This is a genomic window from Burkholderia sp. AU45251 (assembly GCF_030482905.1).
Classification (GTDB): Bacteria; Pseudomonadota; Gammaproteobacteria; order Burkholderiales; family Burkholderiaceae; genus Burkholderia; species Burkholderia aenigmatica.
The window spans coordinates 39,614-58,846 of the sequence record NZ_JAUJQH010000019.1 but is presented as its reverse complement, the minus strand read 5'-3'; the positions used below and the strand labels follow the sequence as shown (position 1 = coordinate 58,846).

The window sequence follows — 19,233 nt, the reverse complement described above, 5'->3', positions numbered from 1 at the left end:
CAAACCAGAAAAAACGAAGGCGGACGGGAAACCCCGCCCGCCTTCGTCATGAGACGGCTGCGCCGGCCGTTGGCCGGCCGGCGCTATACCGCGCTCAGCTGTTCAGCGAGCGCTTGTCGACGGCGAGCGCCGCTTCGCGCATCACTTCCGACATCGACGGGTGCGGATGGCAAATACGGGCGATGTCTTCCGACGCCGCCTTGAACTCCATCGCGACCACGGCTTCCGCGATCAGGTCCGACGCGTTCGCAGCGATCACGTGCACGCCGAGCAGTTCGTCGGTCTTCGCATCCGCGATCATCTTCACGAAGCCGTCCGGCGCGTTCATGCCGAGTGCCCGGCCGTTGATCGAGAACGGGAACTTGCCCGACTTGATCTCGCGGCCTTCCGCCTTCAGCTGCTGCTCCGTCTTGCCGACCCATGCGATTTCCGGGTACGTGTAGATCACCCACGGAATGCAGTTGTAGTCGATGTGCGGCTTCTGGCCGTCGATCACTTCCGCGACCAGCACGCCTTCGTCTTCCGCCTTGTGCGCGAGCATCGGGCCACGCACCACGTCGCCGATCGCGAACACGTTCGGCACTGCCGTGCGGCAGTGGTCGTCGACGTCGATGAAGCCGCGTTCGTTCGCCTTCAGGCCGATTGCCTCGAGGCCGAGGTTGTCGGTGTTCGGCACGCGGCCGACCGACACGATCAGGCGGTCGGCGTCGAGCGTCTGCGCGTTGCCGTCTTTGTCCGTGTAGGCGATCGACACGCCGTCCGCGGTCGTCTTCACTTCGCCGATCTTCACGCCGAGATGGATGTCGAGGCCCTGCTTCTTGAACAGCTTGGCCGCTTCCTTCGCGAGCGCTTCGTCGGCTGCGCCGAGGAACGCCGGCAGCGCTTCGAGCACCGTCACTTCGGCACCGAGGCGACGCCACACCGAGCCGAGCTCGAGGCCGATCACGCCTGCGCCGATCACGGCGAGCTTCTTCGGCACCGCGTCGAACGTCAGCGCACCTTCGTTGTCCGACACGATCTTGTTGTCGACCGGGATGCCCGGCAGGTGACGCGCCTTCGAGCCCGTCGCGATGATCACGTTCTTCGCGGTCACGACTTCGGCTTCGCCTTCGCCGCTCACTTCGATCTGCACGCCGGCGTCGGTCTTGCCGGTGAACTTGCCATGGCCCTTCAGCCAGGTGATCTTGTTCTTCTTGAACAGGAACTCGATCCCGCTCGTCATCTTCTCGACGATCGCGTCCTTGCGGCCGAGCATCTTCGCGACGTCGATCTTCACGCCGTCGACCGTGATGCCGTGGTCGGCCAGGTGGTGCGACGTGTTCTCGAACTCTTCCGACGATGCGAGCAGCGCCTTCGACGGAATGCAGCCGACGTTCAGGCACGTGCCGCCGAGCTTCAGCGCGCCGGCCGGGTTCTTCCACTTCTCGATACAGGCAACGGTCTTGCCGAGCTGCGCAGCGCGGATCGCGGCGATGTAGCCGCCGGGGCCGGCGCCGATCACGACGACGTCAAATTCCTTGGACATGACAATCCTTTGTTCTTGTGCAACCGCACGGGCAGCGCGTGTCGCGCGCCCGTGCGGAGCGGGTCAATGCGGTGAAACTCGGCTTACAGGTCGAGCAGCAGGCGTGCCGGATCTTCCAGCGCATCCTTCATCGCGACGAGCGACAGCACGGCTTCGCGGCCGTCGATGATGCGGTGGTCGTACGACAGCGCGAGGTAGTTGATCGGACGGATCACGATCTGGCCGTTTTCGACGACCGGACGCTCCTTCGTCGCGTGCACGCCGAGGATTGCCGACTGCGGCGGGTTGATGATCGGCGTCGACAGCATCGAGCCGAACACGCCGCCGTTCGAGATCGAGAACGTACCGCCCGTCATTTCCTCGATCGACAGCTTGCCGTCCTTCGCCTTCTGGCCGAACTCGGCGATCTTCTTTTCGATCTCGGCGAGGCTCAGTTGATCCGCGTTGCGCAGGATCGGCACGACGAGGCCACGCGGCGAGCCGACAGCGATACCGATGTCGAAGTAGCCGTGGTAGACGATGTCGTTACCGTCGATCGACGCGTTCACGAGCGGGAACTTCTTCAGCGCGTGGACGGCCGCCTTCACGAAGAACGACATGAAGCCGAGCTTCACGCCATGTTCCTTCTCGAACTTGTCCTTGTACTTGTTGCGCAGTTCCATGACCGGGGCCATGTTCACTTCGTTGAACGTCGTCAGGATCGCGTTGGTCTGCTGCGACTCGAGCAGACGCTCGGCGATACGCGCACGCAGGCGCGACATCGGCACGCGCTGCTCCGGACGGTCGTTCAGCCAGGTCGTCGCCGACGCCGGCACCTTCACGTCCGGCAGCGACGGCTTCGCAGCGGCGGTCTTCGCCGGTGCGGCAGCCGGAGCAGCCTTCGGTGCGCTGCCTGCTGCCAGCGCGTCGCCCTTCGTGACGCGGCCGTCACGGCCCGAACCTGCGACGTCGCCCGCCGACAGGCCCTTCTCGGCCAGCAGCTTCGATGCAGCCGGCGATGCGGTGGTCGACGATGCGGCTGCGGCAACCGGCTGTGCTGCCGGCGCGGCTGCAGCAGGCGCTGCTGCCGGCTTGACTTCGGCGGCGCCCGCCGCGGCTTCGGCTGCACCTGCCTTCGCTTCGGTGTCGATCGTTGCGATCAGCTGATCGGCCACGACGGTGTCACCGTCGTTCTGCAGCACTTGCGCGAGCACGCCCGCGGCCGGCGCCGGCACTTCGAGCACGACCTTGTCGGTCTCGAGTTCGATCAGGATTTCGTCTTGAGCAACTGCTTCGCCCGGCTTCTTCTTCCACTGCAGCATGGTGGCTTCCGAAACCGACTCCGAAAGCTGGGGGACTTTGACTTCTACGATAGCCATGTGATTTTCCTGGATGCTTAATCTGGGTAATGACGAGGTTCGTGCGATTCCTTCGGCCGGTGCGGCGCGCTACGCGCCCGGCGGGCCAAAAGAGACGGGAAAGCGCATGATGCCTTCCCGTTTCGCTTCCGTCGGTTATTTCGCGATCGATGCGCTCTTCAGGCGGCCGAATGCACCTTCGATGAGGGCCTTCTGCTGCTCGTAGTGCTTCGCGTAGTAGCCAACCGCCGGCGAGGCCGAAGCCGGACGACCGCTGTATGCCAGCTTCTGCCCTTCCTTCATGCCTTCCTTCAGATGGTGCTCGACGTAGAACCAGGGGCCCTGGTTCTGCGGCTCGTCCTGCACCCAGACCACTTCAGTCGCGTTCTCGTACTTCTTCATTTCGGCTTCGAACTGCTTGTGCGCGAACGGATACAGCTGCTCGATACGGATGATCGCGACGTCGTTCGCCTTCGCTTCGCGGCGATGGGCGACGAGGTCGTAATACACGCGGCCCGAGCATGCCAGCACGCGCTTGACCTTCTTCGCGTCGATGCCGCCGTCGGTTTCGCCCAGCACCGGCTGGAACGAACCCTTCGCGAGTTCCGACAGGTCCGACACCGCTTCCTTGTGACGCAGCAGCGACTTCGGCGTCGCGATGATCAGCGGCTTGCGGAACAGGCGGATCATCTGGCGACGCAGCAGGTGGAAAATCTGCGCCGGCGTCGTCGGTTGAACGACCTGCATGTTGTGATCTGCGCACAGTTGCAGGAAACGCTCGATACGCGTCGACGAGTGTTCCGGACCCTGGCCTTCGTAGCCGTGCGGCAGCAGCATCGTGAGACCCGACACGCGGCCCCACTTCACTTCGCCCGACGAGATGAACTGGTCGATCACGACCTGTGCGCCGTTGACGAAGTCGCCGAACTGCGCTTCCCACAGCACGAGCGTATTCGGCTCGGCGGTCGAGTAACCGTATTCGAAGCCCAGCACCGCTTCTTCCGACAGCACCGAGTCGATCACCGTGAACTTCGCCTGGCCTTCAGCGATGTTCTGCAGCGGCACGTACGTGCCGTCGTTCCAGCGCTCGCGGTTCTGGTCGTGCAGCACCGCGTGACGGTGCGTGAACGTGCCGCGCCCCGAGTCCTGGCCCGTGAGGCGCACCGAGTAACCCGATGCGACGAGCGACGCGAACGCGAGGTGCTCGCCCATGCCCCAGTCGAGCGGCTGGTCGCCACGCGCCATGTTGCGACGGTCGTTGATCACGCGCTCGACGAGCGGGTGAACCTTGAAGTTTTCCGGGACCGTCGTGATGCGTTCGCCGAGGCGCTTCAGTTCTGCGAGCGGCACGGCCGTGTCGGCTGCATCCGTCCACTTGCGGTTCAGGAACGGAACCCAGTCGACCGCGTACTTGCTCTTGTAGTTCGACAGGACCGGGTCGACCGTGTGGTGACCGTCGTCCATCGCCTTGCGGTACGCCTTCACGTAGCCGTCGACGTCTTCCGCGGCGATCACGCCCTGCTGCACGAGCTTCTCGGCGTACAGCGCACGGGTGCCCGGGTGCTGTGCGATCTTCTTGTACATCAGCGGCTGCGTAACCGCCGGCGTGTCCTGCTCGTTGTGACCCAGCTTGCGGAAGCAGACGATGTCGATCACGACATCCTTGTGGAACTGCATCCGGTAGTCGATCGCGATCTGGATCGCGAGGACGACCGCTTCCGGATCGTCGCCGTTCACGTGCAGCACCGGCGCTTCGATCATCTTGACCACGTCGGTACAGTACAGCGTCGAGCGCGCATCGCGCGGGTCCGACGTCGTGAAGCCGATCTGGTTGTTGATGACGATGTGCAGCGTGCCGTGCGTGCCGTAACCGCGCGTCTGGGCGAGGTTCAGCGTTTCCATCACGACGCCCTGGCCAGCGAAGGCCGCGTCACCGTGGATCTGCACCGGCAGCACTTGCAGGCCGTCTTCGTCGCCGCGACGATCCATACGCGCCTTCGCGGAACCTTCGACCACCGGGTTCACGATTTCGAGGTGCGACGGGTTGAACGCGAGCGACAGGTGGACCGGGCCGCCTTCCGTCGACACGTCCGACGAGAAGCCCTTGTGGTACTTCACGTCACCGGCCGGCAGGTCGTCGACGTGCTTGCCTTCGAATTCGGCGAACAGGTCGGCCGGCATCTTGCCCAGCGTGTTGACCAGCACGTTCAGACGGCCACGGTGGGCCATGCCGATGATGATTTCCTGGACGCCGCGCTTGCCCGAGTGCTGGACGACTTCGTCCATCGCCGCGATGAAGCTTTCGCCGCCTTCGAGCGAGAAGCGCTTCTGGCCGACGTACTTGGTGTGCAGATAGCGCTCGAGGCCTTCCGCTGCCGTCAGGCGATTCAGGATGTGCTTCTTCTCGTCCGCCGAGAAGTTCGGCGTCGCGCGGATCGACTCCAGGCGCTCCTGCCACCAGCGCTTCTGTTCCGGGTCGCTGATGTACATGTATTCGGCGCCGATCGTGCCGCAGTACGTGTCGCGCAGACCCTTGACGATGTCACGCAGCGAAGCCTGATCGAAACCGAAGTACAGATTGCTTGCGCTGTACGTCTGGTCGAGGTCGCCTTCGGAGAAATCGTAGAACGCGGGTTCGAGCTCGGGAATGGCGGGACGTTCGCGACGCTTCAGGGGATCCAGATTGGCCCATTGCGAGCCGAGGAAGCGATAGGCGCTGATGAGCGACTGGACGTGCACTTGCTTGCGTGCCGCAGCCAGATTGCTGGTGCTTTCGCGCGGAATGAAGGCATTGGCCTTCGCGCGCTCGGCGAACGATTCGACGATCGGAAAATGGGCGACGTCATTGGCATTCGAACCGTCCGTTGCAGGTACGTTCTGCAGCGCGTCGAAATACTCTCGCCAGTTCTCCGGCACCGATGCCGGATTGTTGAGGTATGCATCGTACAGTTCTTCAACGTACGAAGCATTGCCGCCGAACAGATAGGAGTTCAGCTGAAACTGCTTCATTACATCTGACATTTTACGCTCACCTTTCTTCGAGCTTCTCGAGAAATAGCGGGTTACTCAACCTTCCGCGACACGGCCTGACCGTTTAGCGGATTGCGAATCAAGTCTTGCTTGGAAGGACCTAAACTTGCGTGCGCGCAGCATATCACAGAACCGATACCGGAGTTCACGGTGAAATGCGCCTGAAAGCCCGCCCGACGGGGTTTTGCCGGATTGCCGCGACCGGCAGAAACAGTGTTTTGCAGGCAACCCGATTGCACGTCGCGCAGATGCAAAAAAGGCTGCCCGCAGGCAGCCTTTTCCGTGATGCAGCGAACGGTCGAAATGCTTAGTCGACCGCGCCTTCGCGGCTCGCGCGGCGACGCTCGTGTTCCTTCAGGTGACGCTTGCGCAGACGGATCGACTGCGGCGTCACTTCGACGAGTTCGTCGTCGTCGATGAATTCGACCGCGTATTCCAGCGACATCTGGACCGGCGGCACGAGGCGCACGGCTTCGTCGGTACCCGACGCACGCACGTTGGTCAGCTGCTTGCCCTTGATCGGGTTCACGACGAGGTCGTTGTCACGGCTGTGGATACCGATGATCATGCCCTCATACAGCGCGTCACCCGGCTTCACGAACATGCGGCCGCGATCCTGCAGCTTCCACAGTGCGTAGGCCACGGCAGCGCCGTCGTCCTGCGAGATCAGCACGCCGTTGCGGCGTTCGAACACCGAGCCGTCCTTGACCGGTGCGTACGAGTCGAAGATGTGGCTCATCAGGCCCGTGCCGCGCGTGAGCGTCAGGAACTCGCTCTGGAAGCCGATCAGGCCACGCGCCGAGATCTTGTATTCCAGACGCGTGCGGCCGCGGCCGTCCGACGCCATGTCGAGCATCTCGCCCTTGCGGCGACCGAGCTCTTCCATCACGCCGCCCTGATGCTCGTCCTCGACGTCGACCGTCAGCAGCTCGTACGGCTCGTGACGGACACCGTCGATTTCCTGCATCACGACGCGCGGACGCGACACGGCCAGCTCGTAGCCTTCACGACGCATGTTCTCGACGAGAATCGTCAGGTGCAGTTCGCCGCGGCCCGACACTTCGAACACCGTTTCGTCGCCGGTGTCCTTCACGCGCAGCGCGACGTTGTGGTTCAGTTCCTTCATCAGGCGGTCGCGGATCTGGCGGCTCGTGACGAACTTGCCTTCGCGGCCGGCGAGCGGCGACGAGTTGACGAGGAAGTTCATCGTCAGCGTCGGCTCGTCGACGGTGATCATCGGCAGCGCTTCCGGCGTATCCACCGCGCAGATCGTTGCACCGATGCCGACGTCTTCAATACCGTTGATCAGCACGATGTCGCCCGCTTCGGCCGATTCGACCTGCACGCGCTCGAGGCCCGTGAACGACAGCACCTGGTTGATCTTGCGGTTCAGCACATCGCCTTCCGGCCCGAAGCGCATCGCGACCGGCTGGCCCGGCTTGATGCGACCGCGCGTGATACGGCCGACGCCGATCCGGCCGACGTACGTCGAATAGTCGAGCGACGTGATCTGCAGCTGCAGCGGCGCCTCCGGATCCGCCGGGCGGACCGGCACGTGTTCGAGGACTGCCTCGAACAGCGGGCGCATGTCGCCTTCGCGCGCAGCCGGGTCGAGCGACGCATAGCCGTTCAGGCCCGATGCGTAGACGATCGGGAAGTCGAGCTGCTCTTCCGTTGCGCCGAGCTTGTCGAACAGGTCGAAGGTCTGGTTGATGACCCAGTCGATCCGCGCACCCGGACGGTCGATCTTGTTGACGATGACGATCGGCTTCAGGCCGAGCGCGAGCGCCTTCTTCGTGACGAAACGCGTCTGCGGCATCGGGCCCTCGACCGCGTCGACGAGCAGCAGCACCGAGTCGACCATCGACAGCACGCGCTCCACCTCACCACCGAAGTCCGCGTGCCCCGGCGTGTCGACGATGTTGATGTGCGTGCCTTCGTACTCGACCGCACAGTTCTTCGCGAGAATCGTGATCCCGCGCTCTTTTTCGATGTCGTTCGAGTCCATCACCCGTTCCGCAATCTGCTGGTTCTCGCGGAAGGTGCCGGACTGGCGAAGCAGTTGGTCGACGAGCGTGGTCTTGCCGTGGTCGACGTGGGCGATGATGGCGATATTGCGAAGGGCGCGGGTCATAGAAACCTGGAAATCGTTTGAACGCGCAAAAGCGCCCGCTCGTTTTTCACGGGCGCGCGCATTGCAGCTTGGAAAGCCATAAATTATAGCACGTGAGAATGTCGAAAGCTGACGGGCACGTTGCGACGCGACAAGCTGGCCGGCACGCCCTCCCCTCGAACGCATCAATCATGCCGAAGCCGCATCGCCGGCGAGGTCAAAAACCTTATCCGTACAAGGGATTTGTCTGACGCGAAGCGCGCCCTTTGCCGTTCGATTAACATTTGCCGCGGCAAGCAACTGTGCCTATACTGCTGCCTAGTCAACTATTGCAGCTTCAGGGTTTTATGTCGGATTCTTCTACCCAACCGCCCGTTTCGCCGCTGTCTTCGTATCAGATGAACGATAGCGTCGGCTATCTGATGTCGCGCGTGAAGTCGGTGATGACCAACCTCGTCACGCAACGCACGCAGGAAGAGCTCGGCATCACGGGCACGCAGGCGAGCATGCTGTTCATGATCGCGGTCGGCAAATGCTCGACGGCCGCCGAGCTCGCGCGCGAGTACGGAATCGACGCGAGCGCTGTCACGCGCCTGCTCGACCGGGTCGAGAAACGCGGCCTGCTGTCCCGCGTCCGCAGCATCGAGGATCGGCGCGTCGTGCGCCTCGAGCTGACCGACGAAGGCCGTGCGCTCGCCGAGCGGCTGCCGCCCATTTTCCGCAGCGTGCTCGACCAGGTGCTGGACGGGTTTACGCCGGAAGAAGTCGGGTTCCTGAAGAGCATGCTGCGCCGCATTCTCAGCAACTACTGCGAGACCGCCGGCGGCAGCATCACGTAATAGTTGCCATAACAATTACTTTTGACAGATTAATGTAAGGAAATCCTTGCAGTGTCCATCATTCATTCCGAGTCAGGGATCAGCGCGATGAAATCCTCCCCGTTGTCCGTGCGCGCCGGGTCGTGCCGCGCCGCCGTCGCCGCCGCGGTCGCCGCACTGGCGCTGGCGGGCTGCGCTAATTACATCGGCATCAAGAGCGACAAGCAGATCGCCCCCGCGTCGCAATTCGAATCCGCCCAGAGCCTGCCGGCCCAGGGCGGCCAGTGGCCGGCGCTCGACTGGGCCGGCCAGTTCGGCGATCCGCAGTTGCCGAAGCTGATCGAGGAAGCCCTGCAGGGCAATCCGTCGATCGCGCAGGCGCAGGCGCGTATCGCCAAGGCGTCGTCGTACATCGAATCGTCGCGTTCGAGCCTGCTGCCGAAGGCGGAAGCCAGCTATTCGTGGACACGCGAGCTATATTCGTCGAATGCACTGTTCCCGCCCCCGTACGGCGGCCAGTGGTACAGCGAGAACAACGCGCTCGCGAGTGCATCGTGGGAACTCGACCTGTGGGGCAAGAACCGCGAACGCCTGCACACCGCCGTGTCGCAGGAAAAGGCGGCCGAAGCCGACATGCAGCAGGCGCGCATCACGCTCGCGTCGTCGGTCGCACGCACCTACAACTCGCTCGCGCAACTCTATGCGCTGCGCGATATCGCACAACGGGAGATTACCAACCGCGAGACGGTCGGCAAGATCACCGACGGCCGCGTGTCGGCCGGCCTCGACACCAACGTCGAACGCCAGACGGCCCGCGGCAATATCGCGACGACCCAGGCTTCGCTGTCGGATCTCGACGGCCAGATCACGACCGTGCGCTACCAGCTCGCGGCGCTGCTCGGCAAGGGCCCGGATCGCGGGCTGCAGATCGCCGCGCCCGTGATGAACCCGAGCGGCGAAGTCGCGCTGCCCGGCAACCTGCCGGCCGATCTCGTCGCGCGCCGCCCCGACATCGTCGCCGCACGCTGGCAGGTCGAAGCCGCGATGCACGACGTGAAGGAAGCGAAGGCCGAGTTCTATCCCGACGTAAACCTCGCGGCCGGCTTCGGTTTCGATGCGTTCGGCTGGGGCAAATTCCTGAACTTCGCGAGCCGCCAGGCGCAGTTCGGCCCGGCGATCCACCTGCCGATTTTCGACGCTGGCGCGCTGCGCGCGCAGCTCAAGGGCCGCTATGCGGACTTCGACCTGTCGGTGGCGAACTACAACCAGACGCTGATCAGTGCGCTGAACGACGTCGCGACGCAGGTCGCGTCGATCCGCGCGGTCGATCGCCAGATGGGCGATGCGCAACGCGCACTCGACGCATCGACGCGCGCCTATGACCTCGCGGTCATCCGCTACAAGGCCGGCCTGTCGCCGCAACTGCAGGTGCTGACCGCGGACAGCAACCGCCTCGCATCGGAGCAGACGGTGACCAACCTGAAGATGCGCCGGCGCGACATGCAGCTCGCGCTGATCAAGGCGCTGGGTGGCGGGTTCGACGCGACCGGTACGCCGCTCGCCGCGCCCGATGCCGACAAGCCGACGAAACAGGCCGCCAACTGATCCGGCGCCACCACTACGCAGACACTCGAAATAACGGACGGAGAAAATCGCCATGAGCGACCAACAAAACGCCGCCAGCGCGCAGCCGCAGAGCAACGGCAAACGCAAGCGAATGATGACGCTGCTCGTCGCGGTCATCGTGATCGCGGCCATCGCGTACGGCCTGTATTACTTCCTCGTCGCCCGCTTCCATGAAGGGACCGACGACGCGTACGTGAACGGCAACGTCGTGCAGATCACGCCGCAGGTCACCGGCACCGTGATCGCGGTGAAGGCCGACGACACGCAGACCGTCAAGGCCGGCGATCCGCTCGTCGTGCTCGACCCGGCCGACTCGCAGGTCGCGCTGCAGCAGGCCGAAGCCAATCTCGCGCAGACGGTGCGCCAGGTGCGCGGCCTGTTCGTCAACGACGACCAGTACCGCGCGCAAGTCGCACTGCGCCAGTCCGACCTGTCGAAAGCCGAGGACGATCTCCGTCGCCGCGTCGCCGTCGCGCAGACGGGCGCCGTGTCGCAGGAAGAAATCTCACACGCACGCGACGCCGTTCGCGCCGCCCAGGCATCGCTCGACGCATCGCAGCAGCAACTCGCGTCGAACCGCGCACTGACCGCAAACACGACGATCGCATCGCATCCGAACGTGATGGCCGCGGCCGCGAAGGTGCGCGATGCCTATCTTGCGAACGCACGTAACGTGCTGCCCGCGCCGGTCACCGGCTATGTCGCGAAGCGTTCGGTGCAGGTCGGCCAGCGCGTGTCGCCGGGCACGCCGCTGATGTCGGTGGTGCCGCTGAACGCGGTGTGGGTCGATGCGAACTTCAAGGAAGTCCAGCTCAAGCACATGCGCATCGGCCAGCCGGTCGAACTGACGGCCGACATCTATGGCTCGTCGGCGGTCTACCACGGCAAGGTGGTCGGTTTCTCGGCCGGTACCGGCTCGGCGTTCTCGCTGCTGCCGGCGCAGAACGCGACGGGTAACTGGATCAAGGTCGTGCAGCGCCTGCCGGTGCGGATCGAACTCGATCCGAAGGATCTCGACAAGCACCCGCTGCGCATCGGCCTGTCGATGCAGGTCGACGTGGACATCAAGGACGAACGCGGCGACCAGCTCGTGAACGCGCCGAACACCGTCTACGAGACCAACGTGTTCGCGAAGTACGGCGACGAAGCCGATGCCGAAATCGCCCGCATCGTTGCCGAGAACGCAGGCGGCAACGCATCGGCACCGGCCGCGGCGAAGTCGAACGCCATCGCGAAGATGATGTAACCGTTCCGACTCCGGAAAGACAACCGACATGGCACAGGCTCCTGTCTCTCACCCGCCCTTGCAGGGCGGGCAGCTCGTGATCGGGACGATCGCGGTATCGCTCGCGGTGTTCATGAACGTGCTTGACACGTCCATCGCGAACGTCGCGATCCCGACCATCTCGGGCGACCTCGGCGTGTCGTCCGACCAGGGCACATGGGTCATCACGTCGTTCGCGGTCGCGAACGCGATCTCCGTGCCGCTGACCGGCTGGCTGACTGACCGCTTCGGGCAGGTTCGCCTGTTCCTCGCGTCGATCATCCTGTTCGTGATTTCGTCGTGGATGTGCGGGCTCTCGCCCAACCTGCCGTTCCTGCTTGGGTCGCGCGTGCTGCAAGGCGCGGTTGCGGGCCCGATGATCCCGCTGTCGCAAGCGCTCCTGCTGTCGAGCTATCCGCGCGCCAAGGCACCGATGGCGCTCGCGCTATGGGCGATGACGACGCTGATCGCGCCGGTTGCCGGCCCGATCCTCGGCGGCTGGATCTCGGACAACTACTCGTGGCCGTGGATCTTCTACGTCAACATCCCGGTCGGCATCGCCGCCGCCGCCGCGACGTGGGCGATCTACCGCAATCGGGAATCGGCCGTGCGACGTGCGCCGATCGACGGCGTGGGCCTCGCATTGCTGGTCATCTGGGTCGGCTCGCTGCAGATCATGCTCGACAAGGGCAAGGATCTCGACTGGTTCGAGTCGACGACCATCATCGTGCTTGCGCTGACCGCCGTTATCGCGTTCGCGTTCTTCGTCATCTGGGAATTGACCGCCGAACACCCGGTCGTCGACCTGTCGCTGTTCCGCATGCGGAACTTCACCGGTGGCACGGTCGCACTGTCGATCGGATACGGTCTGTACTTCGGCAACCTCGTGCTGTTGCCGCTGTGGCTGCAGACGCAGATCGGCTACACCGCGACAGACGCCGGCCTCGTGATGGCGCCGGTCGGGCTGTTCGCCATCCTGCTGTCGCCACTCACCGGGAAGTATCTGCCGCGCACCGATCCGCGCTTTATCTCGACGGCGTCGTTCCTGACGTTTGCGCTGTGCTTCTGGATGCGGTCGCGCTACACGACGGGTGTCGACGAATGGTCGCTGACCCTGCCGACGCTCGTGCAGGGCATCGCGATGGCCGGCTTCTTCATCCCGCTGGTGTCGATCACACTGTCCGGCCTGCCCGGTCACCGCATCCCCGCGGCGTCGGGCCTGTCGAACTTCGTGCGGATCATGTGCGGCGGCATCGGCACGTCGATCTTCCAGACGGCCTGGGACCATCGCAACAACTTCCATCACGCGCAACTGGTCGAGCAGACGAACGTCTACAACCCGACGTTCAATCAGGCCGTCACGCAGATGGGCAACCTCGGTCTGACGCAGGACCAGGCGCACGGGCTGATCAACAACATGGCCACGCAGCAGGCCGCGCAGCTTGGCGTGAACGACCTGTTCTACATCTCCGCGGCGATCTTCGTGCTGCTGATCGGGTTGATCTGGATCACGAAGCCCGAGCGCTCAGGTGGCGGCGATGCAGGTGCCGCGGCATCGGCTGCACACTGAACACGCAGCCAGAACGCAAACAAAAAGCCCCGCTTCATGAACTGACCCCGCAAAGTTGGACGGGTTATGACGGCTAGGGCTGACAGGGCTGAGTTCTGTATTGCACGGGACTCAGCCCTTTTAGTTTCAGTTTGATACGGTCGTGATTGTAGTAGTGGATGTAGCTTGCCAAGCCGGTTTGCAGTTCGTCCAGGTTGCGGAATCGGTTCAGATGGAAGAACTCGGATTTCAGCGTGCCGAAGAAGCTCTCCATAGCGGCGTTGTCCAAGCAATTCCCTTTACGCGACATGCTTTGAGTGAGCGCTCGTTGCTGCAATAGGCGGCGATACGCCGGCATCTGGTATTGCCAGCCCTGATCGGAATGCAGGAGAGGTCGCTCGTGTGACTTCAAGCGCGCCAATGCCTTGCGAAGCATTGCGCTGACCATCTCGAACGCCGGACGCCTGGCGGTTTCATAAGCAATGATTTCGCCGTTGTACAGATCGAGCACTGGCGACAGGTACAGCTTCTGGCCGCCCACGTTGAATTCCGTGACATCCGTTACCCACTTCTCGTTCGGACGTTTTGCGTAAAACCGACGCTGTAAAACATGAGGTACAACACGCCCGACGCTACCTTTGTAGGAGCGGTATTTCTTTGGGCGCACACAAGACTTCAGCCGCAGTTCACCCATCAGACGTGCAACGGTCTTGTGGTTAATCACCTGTCCCAGATTGCGCAGAGCGAGCGTGATGCGTCGATAGCCGTAGCGGCCCTTGTGCCGTTCGAACAGCGCGCAGATCCTCGCCCTTGTATCGGCATATTTGTCGGCTGCTCCGAGCAATTTCTGGTGATAGTAGAACGTGCTGCGCGCCAGGCCGGCAACCTTCAGCAAGCCTAAAAGCGGATATTGCTGCCTTAGCTCGAACACGAATTGCGCTTTTTGCGTTGCGCTGATCGCTGCTGCGCTTGAGCCAAGGCTTCGAGCTTTTTTAGGTACGCGTTCTCCATGCGCAGGAAGTTCAACTCGTCGAGCAGTTCCTGCCGGGAGCGCGTATCGTCCTCGGGCAGCAGCGGTGGCGTGATCGGTGGTTTGGGCATCTTCCTGGGGCGCCCCCGCTGGCGCGGCGACAGTGCGTCTATACCGCCCTCATCATACTGGCGTTTCCACTGGCCGATGGCCGTACGGTTCCTAATGTTGAAGCGTGCAGCCGTCTCACGCTCTGACAGCCCCTCGCTACGCATTTGCTGCAGTACAAGCAACTTGAACTCCGGGCTGTAGCGCTCGCACTTCCTCTTCAGGCCTGCCGGACCATGTATTCGATAGGCCGCCACCCACTTGCGGATCGTCGCTTCATCGACGCCGTGGCGCTTGGACATCTCATGGAACCCGGCGTGGCCGCACTCGTACTCCTCCGCAATGGCTACCTTGAACTGCTCCGTGTACTTGCTCATGAAAAACACCCCAAAGGTTGGATCGATATCCAACTTTTGGGATGCAGTTCACCTCGACCGGGCTTTTTCATTTCGACACGAGCGCGTTCGCTCGGCGGCGTCAGCCAGCCGTGACGACGAGCCGTTCGGGCGCCAGTACGCCGTTCGCCTTGCGCGCCACACCGAGCAGCCGCGTCGCGTCGTAGACACGCACACGCTCGCCTTCTGCCGCATCGATCGGATCAAGCGCCGACAGCGGCAGACGTTGGCCGTGCAGGAACCGCTTCGCACTGGTTTCATCGAGACGAACCAGCGGAAACGTCGACAGCAACGCGTCGACCGGCTGGAGCCACGCATCGCGCGACGCTTCGTCGGCGTCGGACAGCGCATCCAGCGTCACCGCATGCTCGAGCGTCAGCGCGCCGACGCCCGTGCGACGCAGCATCGTCAGATGCGCACCGCAACCGAGCGCCTCGCCGATGTCCTCGGCCAGCGTGCGCACGTAAGTGCCCTTGGTGCAGGTCACGCGAAACGTCACGTCGGGCAGGTCGCACGCGAGCAGGTCGAGTGCGAGGATCGTCACGTTGCGGCCCTCACGCTCGACGGTTTGACCCGCGCGCGCATATTCGTACAGCGGCTTGCCATCGCGCTTGAGCGCCGAATACATCGGCGGCACCTGCACGATATCGCCGGTGAAGCGCACGAGTGCGGCTTCGACCGCCGCACGGTCGCATTCGACGGGCCGCGTGTCGATCACCTCACCTTCCGCGTCGCCGGTGGCCGTACGCTGACCGAGACGCATCGTCGCTTCGTAGGTCTTGTCGGCTTCGAGCAAATCCTGCGAGAACTTCGTCGCCTCGCCGAAGCACAGCGGCAGCAAGCCCGAAGCCAGCGGATCGAGCGTGCCGGTGTGACCGGCTTTCTTCGCGAGCAGCAGGCGCTTCGCGCGAATCAGTGCGTCGTTGCTCGACAGGCCGATCGGCTTGTCGAGCAGGAGGACGCCGTCCAGCACGCGCCGGGGCACGCGCGGACGTTGGGGTGCTGCAGTCGTCATAGGCCGGTCGAGCTCAGTCGTCCTTGGCGGCCGCGTCGGCCTCGTCATCGTCCTTCGCGCGCGTCGAGTTCGCTTCCTTGATCAGGCGCGACATTTCGACGGCCTTCTCGATCGTCTGGTCGTAGTGGAAATGCAGCGTCGGCACCGTATGAATGTGCAGGCGCTTGAACAACAGGTTGTGCAAGTGACCCGACGCATGATTCAGCGCTTCCTGCGTCTTGGCCGGATCGCCGGTCAACGCGGTGAAGTAAACCTTCGCGTGCGCGTAATCCGGCGTGAGTTCCACGCTCTGGATGGTCACGATGCCGATGCGCGGGTCCTTGACCTCGCGCATGATGAGTTCGGACAGATCGCGCTGAATCTGGTCAGCGATCTGCACGTTGCGATTGGGGGAAGTACGTTTCCTGGACATGATCGATCCGTGATCCGTTTATCAGGATAAAGCGGCGGCCAGTGTTGGCACGCCACCATGAAAATGGGCGGGACAGGCTCAAGCCTGCCCCGCCCATGAGCCGATGCGCGAGGGTTACAGCGTACGCGCGACTTCGGTCACTTCGAAGACTTCGAACTGGTCGCCTTCGACGATGTCGTTGAAGTTCTTCACCGACATACCGCACTCGAAGCCTTGCTTCACTTCCTTCACGTCGTCCTTGAAGCGCTTCAGCGATTCGAGTTCGCCCGTGAAGATCACGACGTTGTTGCGCAGCACGCGCACCGACGACGAGCGCTTGACGATACCGTCCGTCACCATACAGCCGGCGACTGCACCGATCTTCGGTACCTTGAAGACCTGGCGCACCTCGACCGTGCCGGTGATGACTTCGCGCTTCTCCGGCGCCAGCATGCCCGACATCGCCGCCTTCACCTCATCCACTGCGTCATAGATGATGTTGTAGTAACGGATGTCGATGCCGTTCGACTCGGCCAGCTTGCGCGCCTGTGCATCTGCACGCGTGTTGAAGCCGATGATGACCGCCTTCGATGCCGTTGCGAGGTTGACGTCGTTTTCGCTGATGCCACCCACCGCGCTGTGCACGATCTGCACGCGCACTTCGTCGGTCGACAGCTTGAGCAGCGACTGCACGAGTGCTTCCTGCGAGCCTTGCACGTCCGCCTTGATGATAAGCGGCAGGTTCTGCACTTCGCCTTCGCCCATCTGCTCGAGCATGCTTTCCAGCTTCGCGGCCTGCTGCTTCGCAAGCTTGACGTCGCGGAACTTGCCTTGACGGAACAGTGCGATTTCACGCGCCTTGCGCTCATCCGGCAGCACGATCACTTCTTCGCCCGCACCCGGCACTTCCGACAGACCCTGGATTTCGACCGGGATCGACGGGCCGGCTTCCTTCGTCGGCTTGCCGTTCTCGTCGAGCATCGCGCGCACGCGGCCGTAGGCCGTACCCGCCAGCACGACGTCGCCTCGATTCAGCGTACCGGACTGCACCAGGATCGTCGCGACCGGGCCCTTGCCCTTGTCGAGCTTCGCTTCGATCACGATGCCCTTGGCCGGCGCCTCGACCGGTGCCTTCAGTTCCAGCACTTCGGCTTGCAGCAACACGTTCTCGAGCAGATCGTCGATACCCGCGCCCGTCTTCGCCGAAACCGGCACGAACGGCGAATCGCCACCGTACTCTTCCGGCACGACGCCTTCCGCGACCAGCTCCTGCTTGACGCGATCGAGATTGGCGTCCGGCTTGTCGATCTTGTTGATCGCGACGACGATCGGCACACCGCCTGCCTTCGCGTGGGCGATGGCTTCCTTCGTCTGCGGCATCACGCCGTCGTCGGCTGCCACCACCAGCACCACGATGTCGGTCGCCTTCGCGCCGCGTGCACGCATTGCCGTGAATGCTTCGTGACCCGGCGTATCGAGGAACGTGATGACGCCACGCGGCGTGTCGACGTGATAAGCGCCGATGTGCTGCGTAATGCCGCCCGCTTCGCCAGCGGCAACCTTCGCGCGGCGGATGTGGTCGAGCAGCGAGGTCTTGCCGTGGTCGACGTGACCCATGACCGTGACGACCGGCGGACGCGGCAGTTGCTCCGCATCGGTACCCGTTTCGCCTTCGACGAGCAGCGCTTCAGGATCGTCCAGCTTCGCGGCAACCGCGCGGTGGCCCAGTTCCTCGACGATGATCATCGCCGTTTCCTGGTCCAGCACCTGGTTGATCGTGACCATCTGGCCCATCTTCATCATCACCTTGATGACTTCGGAGGCCTTGACCGACATCTTGTGCGCGAGGTCGGCAACCGACACGGTTTCCGGCACGTGCACTTCGCGGACGATCGGTTCGGTCGGCGCCTGGAACGTCGAGCTGTCCTGGTGACGGCCGCGACCCTTCGGGCCGCCGCGCCAGCCGCGGTCGACGCCGCCGCTCGAATCGCCGCGCGTCTTGATGCCGCGACGCTTCGATGCGTCGTCCTGCCAGCCGCCCTTGCCTGCGCCCGGCTTCTTGTTGCGGTCGCCCGCGCCTGCCGGCGCAGTCGTAGCCGGCGCAGCAGCACCGGCCGGCTTCTTCACGGCCGGACGCGCCTGCGCACCTTCCGGCTTTGCCGGCTTGTGCAGCGTGCCCTTCGCTTCGGCCGGCTTCGGCGGCTCGACCGGCTTCGGCGGCTCGACTGCCTTGACCACGGCCTTGCGCGGCGTGTTCATCATTTCGCGAATCGCACGCGCTTCGGCTTCTGCCGCCGCACGACGCTTGCTGATCTCTTCCTGCTCGGCGCGCGCCTTGTCCGCCGCCTCGCGGGCAGCGTCTTCAGCCTTCTTCGCCGCTTCGCGCTGTGCCGCACGTTCGGCGGCTGCGCGTGCTTCGTCCTGCGCGGACTGCGCAGTCGCCGCTTCCTGTTCGGAAGCAGCAGCCTGCTGTGCGGCCGCCTGCTGCTGCGCGGCTGCCTGCTGCTGTGCTGCCGCAGCTTCAGCCGCAGCACGCTTCGCCGCCGCTTCTTCCTCGGCACGACGGCGCTCGGCTTCAGCCGCTTCCTCGCGGGCACGGCGCTCCGCTTCCTCGCGCTCGAGGCGCTCCTGACGCTCGCGCAGTTCCTGCGCCTGCTTCTCGAGCAGCTCGGCCTCGCGGCGCGCTTCTTCTTCGCGACGCTTCAGTTCTGCATCGTCATCCGCTTCGGCGACCTGCGCCTGACCCTGTTCCGCACCCTCGCTCGCGTCGTCGCGCTTGACGAACGTACGCTTCTTGCGGACCTCGACCTGAATGGTGCGAGCCTTGCCCGTCGCGTCAGATTGCTTGATCTCCGACGTATGCTTGCGGGTCAGCGTGATCTTGCGCTTGTCGCCGTCGGTTGCGCCGTGCGACTTGCGCAAATGATCGAGCAGACGCGCCTTGTCCGTTTCGGACAGCGCATCGTCTTCACTCGCTTTCTGGACGCCCGCTGCCTGCAGCTGTTCGAGCAGCACACCAGCAGGCATTTTCAGTTCCGCGGCAAATTGGGCTACGTTGTTACTCGCCATTCATTCCTCTTAGTGCAAGGACC

At 63.7% G+C, this 19,233-nt stretch carries 12 protein-coding genes; 4 read left to right on the top strand and 8 right to left on the bottom strand.

Annotated elements, in window-relative coordinates; translation table 11 throughout:
* Window positions 1-94 precede the first annotated feature (94 nt).
* From lpdA to typA, 4 genes are all read right to left on the bottom strand, one after another.
* Entirely contained in the window at window positions 95-1,525 is a 1,431-nt protein-coding gene (gene lpdA / locus QZM67_RS28725) for a dihydrolipoyl dehydrogenase (protein ID WP_175021892.1), read from the bottom strand.
* 83 nt (window positions 1,526-1,608) lie between these two features.
* Entirely contained in the window at window positions 1,609-2,883 is a 1,275-nt protein-coding gene (odhB, locus tag QZM67_RS28720) for a 2-oxoglutarate dehydrogenase complex dihydrolipoyllysine-residue succinyltransferase (protein WP_089450367.1), read from the bottom strand.
* Window positions 2,884-3,018: 135 nt separating this feature from the next.
* Complete coding sequence (locus tag QZM67_RS28715) at window positions 3,019-5,883, bottom strand: 2-oxoglutarate dehydrogenase E1 component (RefSeq protein ID WP_175021894.1); 2,865 nt, start codon at window positions 5,881-5,883, stop codon at window positions 3,019-3,021.
* 316 nt (window positions 5,884-6,199) lie between these two features.
* Window positions 6,200-8,026 carry a translational GTPase TypA gene (gene typA / locus QZM67_RS28710; protein ID WP_043182588.1) on the bottom strand — a complete coding sequence of 609 codons (1,827 nt, stop codon included), beginning with the start codon at window positions 8,024-8,026 and terminating at the stop codon, window positions 6,200-6,202.
* 326 nt (window positions 8,027-8,352) lie between these two features.
* Here typA and QZM67_RS28705 point away from each other — a divergent pair, with 326 nt between their 5' ends.
* The 4 genes from QZM67_RS28705 (at window position 8,353) to QZM67_RS28690 (ending at window position 13,283) form a co-directional block, all read left to right on the top strand.
* Window positions 8,353-8,844: a MarR family winged helix-turn-helix transcriptional regulator gene (locus tag QZM67_RS28705; RefSeq protein ID WP_011351804.1), complete on the top strand. Its 492-nt coding sequence runs from the start codon at window positions 8,353-8,355 to the stop codon at window positions 8,842-8,844.
* Window positions 8,845-8,931: 87 nt separating this feature from the next.
* The gene (locus QZM67_RS28700; RefSeq protein ID WP_301808564.1) at window positions 8,932-10,428 is read left to right on the top strand and encodes an efflux transporter outer membrane subunit; all 1,497 of its coding nucleotides are present in this window, start codon (window positions 8,932-8,934) and stop codon (window positions 10,426-10,428) included.
* A 52-nt stretch (window positions 10,429-10,480) separates the two neighbouring features.
* Entirely contained in the window at window positions 10,481-11,695 is a 1,215-nt protein-coding gene (locus QZM67_RS28695; RefSeq protein ID WP_043182585.1) for an HlyD family efflux transporter periplasmic adaptor subunit, read from the top strand.
* A gap of 28 nt (window positions 11,696-11,723) precedes the next feature.
* A complete protein-coding gene (locus QZM67_RS28690) occupies window positions 11,724-13,283 on the top strand; it encodes a DHA2 family efflux MFS transporter permease subunit (RefSeq protein ID WP_043182584.1) in 1,560 nt (519 codons plus the stop codon).
* A gap of 73 nt (window positions 13,284-13,356) precedes the next feature.
* On the opposite strand, the gene QZM67_RS28685 is transcribed toward QZM67_RS28690, so the two are convergent.
* From QZM67_RS28685 to infB, 4 genes are all read right to left on the bottom strand, one after another.
* Window positions 13,357-14,717 (bottom strand): IS3 family transposase gene (locus QZM67_RS28685; protein WP_301808560.1). Its coding sequence is split into 2 segments (ribosomal slippage): window positions 13,357-14,258 and window positions 14,258-14,717, totalling 1,362 coding nucleotides; the frame shifts between segments, so codons are not numbered across the junction.
* A 100-nt stretch (window positions 14,718-14,817) separates the two neighbouring features.
* Window positions 14,818-15,750 carry a tRNA pseudouridine(55) synthase TruB gene (gene truB, locus QZM67_RS28680; RefSeq protein ID WP_175021897.1) on the bottom strand — a complete coding sequence of 311 codons (933 nt, stop codon included), beginning with the start codon at window positions 15,748-15,750 and terminating at the stop codon, window positions 14,818-14,820.
* A gap of 13 nt (window positions 15,751-15,763) precedes the next feature.
* Window positions 15,764-16,162 (bottom strand): 30S ribosome-binding factor RbfA, encoded by a 399-nt coding sequence (gene rbfA / locus QZM67_RS28675; RefSeq protein ID WP_011351799.1) that lies wholly within the window; start codon window positions 16,160-16,162, stop codon window positions 15,764-15,766.
* A gap of 114 nt (window positions 16,163-16,276) precedes the next feature.
* On the bottom strand, window positions 16,277-19,210 hold the full coding sequence (infB, locus tag QZM67_RS28670; protein WP_301808557.1) for a translation initiation factor IF-2: 2,934 nt from the start codon (window positions 19,208-19,210) through the stop codon (window positions 16,277-16,279).
* Window positions 19,211-19,233: the final 23 nt, after the last annotated feature.